The 1,012-nt window shown below is 72.3% G+C and carries 1 protein-coding gene; it reads left to right on the forward strand.

The features are described from left to right. The coding region (locus HCK04_RS40320; protein ID WP_142652777.1) for an HNH endonuclease signature motif containing protein at nt 1-1,012 on the forward strand (1,012 nt) is incomplete at both ends.

The raw sequence follows: 1,012 nt of genomic DNA on the forward strand, positions 1-1,012 counted from the left end.
CCCCACCGACGACAACCCACACCCCGCCGACCCGGCCACCGACGACACCGACCCGGCCACCGAAGACCCCGCCGACCCGGCCACCGACGACGACGTCAGCGACCACTTCGCAGACCTCGACGACAGCACCCCCAGCGACTACGTCCCCGACCCTGCCGGAACCACTGACGAGCCGAGCCAGGCCCAGAACACCGCCGACCACGTCGAAGACGCGTGGCATGCCGAGGGCTTCGAGGACGGCCAGGACGACACGAGTGACCCAGCGGCCGCCGACGCCGACGACACCGGAGGCACCGACGCCCCCCACCAGGCCGACGACGCCGTCTCCGACGTGATAGGCGACCCCGGTGCTGCGGGCGGCACCGACGCCCCCGACGCCGCGGACGGGCTCGACAGTGCCGAGACTGAAGCTGAGGCCGAGGCAGGTACCGGTGCGGGAAGCGACGCCCGTGAATGCGAACCGCCCGGCACCGCAAGCACCGCCTCTCCCGACGGCGACGGAGATTCCCACACAGCACCTTCGGACACAGCGCCTTCGGAGGCGGTGCAGCCGGATCCTCCTCCCGAGGACGCCTCCGCACGTCACACCCACGCCGGGCATCGGCCTGCGGGGGACTGCCGGCATGGCCAGGGCACGCCGGGAGCGCTGGGAACGGCACTGGGATCGTCGCTGCGTGCGTCGTTGGGGATGGTGCCGCCGGGGTTGCTGCTGGCGACGGGGCAGGTGCTGCCCGTCTCCAGCGTGCACCGGCTCGCCCGCACCTCGACTCTGGTGCGGATCGTCATGAACGCCGAGGGACAGGTGCTCGACATGGGGCGCAAGGTCCGCCTGGCGACTCCTGCCCAGCGCCGGGCCGTCTTCGCCCGGTACGCCACCTGCTGGGTTGACGGCTGCCCCCTGCCCGCGACCATGTGCCAGATCGACCACGCCGACAACTGGAGCAGCGGCGGGCTCACGGACCTGAAGCTGCTGGGCCCGGCCTGCCAGTTCCACAACCGCGACCGCTACCAG

The organism is Microbispora sp. CL1-1, assembly GCF_012034195.1.
Lineage (GTDB): Bacteria > Actinomycetota > Actinomycetes > Streptosporangiales > Streptosporangiaceae > Microbispora.